The 4,088-nt window shown below is 57.3% G+C and carries 4 protein-coding genes; 1 reads left to right on the top strand and 3 read right to left on the bottom strand.

What is annotated here, in order from left to right:
- Positions 1 to 465: 465 nt before the first annotated feature.
- The 3 genes from IH881_20335 to IH881_20325 all read right to left on the bottom strand — a co-directional run bounded on the left by IH881_20335 (position 466) and on the right by IH881_20325 (position 2,934).
- The gene (locus IH881_20335; protein MCH7870047.1) at positions 466 to 885 is read right to left on the bottom strand and encodes an HIT family protein; all 420 of its coding nucleotides are present in this window, start codon (positions 883 to 885) and stop codon (positions 466 to 468) included.
- Positions 886 to 887: 2 nt separating this feature from the next.
- A complete protein-coding gene (locus tag IH881_20330; GenBank protein MCH7870046.1) occupies positions 888 to 1,832 on the bottom strand; it encodes an alpha/beta hydrolase in 945 nt (314 codons plus the stop codon).
- Positions 1,833 to 1,905: 73 nt separating this feature from the next.
- Positions 1,906 to 2,934 carry a tyrosine-protein phosphatase gene (locus tag IH881_20325; GenBank protein MCH7870045.1) on the bottom strand — a complete coding sequence of 343 codons (1,029 nt, stop codon included), beginning with the start codon at positions 2,932 to 2,934 and terminating at the stop codon, positions 1,906 to 1,908.
- A 104-nt stretch (positions 2,935 to 3,038) separates the two neighbouring features.
- Here IH881_20325 and IH881_20320 point away from each other — a divergent pair.
- Positions 3,039 to 4,088 (top strand): aryl-sulfate sulfotransferase (locus IH881_20320; protein MCH7870044.1); only part of this gene is annotated, 1,050 nt, incomplete at its 3' end.

The following is a 4,088-nucleotide window of genomic DNA, read 5'->3' as shown; positions in this document are numbered from 1 at the left end:
TTCCATCACGAGTGATCGTTGCCGAAGGTTCGAGAGCCCCTTTACAACACGCAACGTCACATGGGCGGGAGTGAGTTTCTGAAAACTAGTTCGTTGTCGATGAGGCACCTGGCCCCGCCCAACCCGCTTGGCCCCAGCCCCTTTGCGCGGCCCCCCATGCCCAGAGGTCATGCGCTTCTGCAAGACATAGTCAGCGAGTTCGAGCTGCTTGATTACTGCCATGCCTTGACGATAGCAGGGACCATCGCCCTTATCAACCTAATAATGCGTCAGATAAACAAAATAAACACAACTACAACCCGTAAACTTTCATTCACTCACTGTCCGCGCCACCGCAATGCCCATCAATAACTACCAATCCCGAAAACCACCCTTTCCCTCATTGCCCAAATGGCAACAAGCTCAGTAAAGCAAGGCCCCCAAGCCTCACCCCCAAAGCCCCGCAACACCTACAGCAGTTCCCTCCTACCCATCCCCCGACAAACTTTCCTGCATCGCTTCGACCAACTCTTCCGCGTCGGACGGCGCAAGGGGGGCCGTCTTCCACCCCACACCGAGTCCCTGGTCTGCGAACCTCGGAATGATGTGGAAGTGGACATGCATTACTGCTTGGTGCGCTGGGGCGCCGTTGTTTTGCAGAATGTTGTAGTCGACAGCGCCGGTTGCCTTCAGGACTGCGCGACAGATGCGCGGAAGCGCCCTGCCGATCGCTGCGGCGCTCTCGTCGCTCAGTTCGTGGAGTCTTTCTTTGGCCTCGCGGGGGATGACGAGGGTGTGGCCTTCGGCGACTGGATTGATGTCGAGAAAGCTGTAGACGTGCTCGTCTTCATAGACTTTGTACGAAGGAAGTTCTCCCGAGATAATCTTGTCGAAGATCGTGCCCATGCTCAGAGCCCTCCAGGTTTGATGTTTGCTGCCTGGCTTGGATCGTTGCGCAGCAGAAAATCGAGAATTTCGGCTCGAAGTTGCTGGTAGGCCGGGCGCCAAGAAAAATTGAAGAAGCCGTGCTTCTCACCTTCGAAGATGCCGACTAGCACTTCGCTCGTTTCGCCCTCGAGCCGCTTGGCGAAGATTCGGGTGGAGTCGCAAAGCTGATCTTTGGTTCCTGCAACCAGATAGCACGGGGGAACCGAATCGAATTTGAGATCCATCGGAGTGATGGCAAGGTTGGGAGCGACCTCCCGCTCGAAGGCTGCTTTTCCGCCGTAGGAACCCAGCATGACCCGGGACATGGGAAACTTGTTGTCGATCCACGAAAGACGGTCGAGCACGCCATAAAGAGAGACCACGCTGTGACAACCCAGTGCAGTCCGAGGCGTTCCCGATGGATTGATTTCTCGGATGGACTCCGGGTTTCGACTCAGAAGACCGAGCATCATCGCCAGGTTTCCTCCCGCGGAATCGCCCATGAAGTGCACAGATTCGCACTCGGGATGATTCTGCCGGATCCATTCGAGGGCGCGGAGTAGTGATCGCAAGATCGCCGGGTGAGGATTCTCTGGGGCCAGGGGATATTCGAGATTGAAGACCGGGTAACCCTGGTCGGCTAGAAAGAACAAGTCGCTGGTATAGAGTTCTTTCTTGCCCGCGATCCAGCCACCACCGTGAAGATAGACAACCGCTGCACGCTCAGGCGATCCCGGCTTACGAGGGATGTATTGCAGCGTTTCAGCTCGATGGTCTCCATAGCTGTGGAGACTCACTGGGGCCGGCGGAGTCGGGTGTTTGCGCAAGCGCGAGATCAGCTTGAACATTCCCATGGCGCCGCGAATCAGGCTCACTTCAAATCGCTGGCCCAAATTGATGGAAGTGGGCTGAATGGATCGTGTCATCGGGGAGGCTCCTATGTTTTTCGGCCGTCCTTCAGTGTCGTGGTTCCACCGTGGCTCCACTTAGTCTATGGAGTCACTCGAGCAACCGCGACCGGAGGGAGTCGCGTCGCTCCTCGTTCAGCAGCAGCGCTTGATCCATATAGTGATCGACGCTCCCAAATTTGTCTCGTATGGCGTCGAGGGCCGCCTGTAGAAATTCGCGGCGCACGCTCATGAGGGGTCGGATTTCGTCGGCATCTACGCGAAAATGCGAGTCGAAGCGAAGCCCTGCGAGCATTCGCTCGACACGGTCGTGGGTGTAGGTCGCCGTCAACAGATAGTCGTGCATGACTATTTCTTCCGGTACGCCGAGCGCCAGGAGGATCAATGCCGCTCCTACCCCGGTTCTGTCCTTGCCCGCTGTGCAGTGAAAGAGCAGAGGCACGCACTCTTCGCGCTCGAGACTTCTCATCAGTGTTCGATACTGATCGAGGGCCTCAGTCACCATGAAGCGATTGCCGTCGATCAACAACCGCCGAAAGTCCAGCTGGCCCGGATTGCCGGCTCTGATCGCGGCTTCGATCTCGTTCGGTAGAAGAGAGGTGCCCGAGACGGACGGATTGATCTGCATCGGTGGATCGTGTTGCGGCATCCGATTGGGTTGCTTGGCAATTTCCCCGTCCCTGCGGAAATCGCAGACCAGTCTTATTCCGAGCTCAGAAAAATACGCGAGATCTTGCTCAGTCAGTTCTGCGAGATGATCGGATCGGTAGATCTTTCCCCAGCGAACCCGCCGCCCGTCGGTGGTCTCATATCCGCCAAGATCGCGGAAATTGTGCGCCCCCTCGAAGGGCATCAATCTTTCTGCGATGACGCGACTCGGCAAACCGCCGCCGGGATCCAGTCTAAAGAAGTGTCGCGTCCGCGGGTCGAGGCCCTGCAGGATCACTTCGCCCGCCTGCAATTTTCCCGCGACTACACGACCGGAGAGGTCGCCGGACATCGCGCCGGGATCTGTGCCTACATAGACAGACGCAGAGGCTCGCGCATCTTCGCCCCGCCAGCGTATGCGGATTGCATCTTTGTGAACGCGCTCGGCGCTCGGTTGCTGAAGCAATTCCATTGGGGCTCGCATCTCCTGCTGATTCAAAATGGTCCGAGCAGGTTCTTAGTGTACCTTCTCGACTCGACCTCCACAGACGGAAACGTTCGGAGATTCCGATCACCATGTTCGCCACTCGCTCGAATCGCTCGCGGGGTTTCGCAATCTGCGGGCGCGCCGCTGTGATTGTCGCTCTACTCGCCGCAACCCATACGTTGGGCTGTGAAGAACAGCCCGAGGACGAGCACCCGAGCGCCGGCGAGGAGGAGATCGACCCGGAGCTGGCCGATCAACTGATGGCAATCGGCTATTTGCGTGGATCGCGAGCAATCGGGAAGAGCGGCGTGACGCTGCACGACCGTAACCGAGCGCATCAGGGGTACAACCTCTTTTCGTCGGGTCACGCACCCGAAGCGATCTTGATGGACATGGACGGCGGAATTCTTCATCGTTGGCGATTCCCCTACGAGGCGGCCTTCGGCCGCCTCGACATCAACGAGAACGCCGCATGGTGGCGTCGAGTTGCGATCTTCGAGAACGGCGATCTCCTCGCAATCTTCGAAGGGCTGGGGCTCATCAAGATCGACAAGGATTCGAAGCTCATATGGTCGAACCCGCTCAACGCACACCACGATCTCGAGGTTCAGTCCAACGGAGACATCTACGTCTTGACTCGCAAAGCCCGAATCATCCCGAGGATTGACTCCGAAGCACCGATCCTCGAAGACTTCATCAGCATCTTGAGTTCGGACGGCAAACTGAAGATTGAGATGTCATTGCTGCAGGCCTTCGAAACTTCTCGCTTTGCCGACCTGGTGCAAAAGGAACTCGTGAGTGGAAACGGTGATATTTTCCACACCAACACGCTTGCCGTACTTTCTTCCGACCGCAGCGAGGACCGACGCCGGGGCTTCACAAAAGGCAACGTGTTGCTCTCCATGAATCGAATGGGCGTCGTTGCACTCCTGGACATCCGACTCGGCCAGATCATCTGGGTTCGCCGGACACCGCCAATCGGACAGCACGATCCGAAACTACTGCCCAATGGCAACATGCTTCTGTTCACCAACAACATGAACACGAGAAGTTCTGTGGTCGAAGAGTTCGATCCCGTGAGTGGCGAAGTGCACTGGTCCTACCGCGGGACCGTCGACCACCCCTTTTATTCGATGTAC

The sequence above is a fragment of the Myxococcales bacterium genome (assembly GCA_022563535.1).
Taxonomy (GTDB): domain Bacteria; phylum Myxococcota_A; class UBA9160; order UBA9160; family UBA4427; genus DUBZ01.
This window is presented reverse-complemented; position numbering and strand designations above follow the sequence as displayed.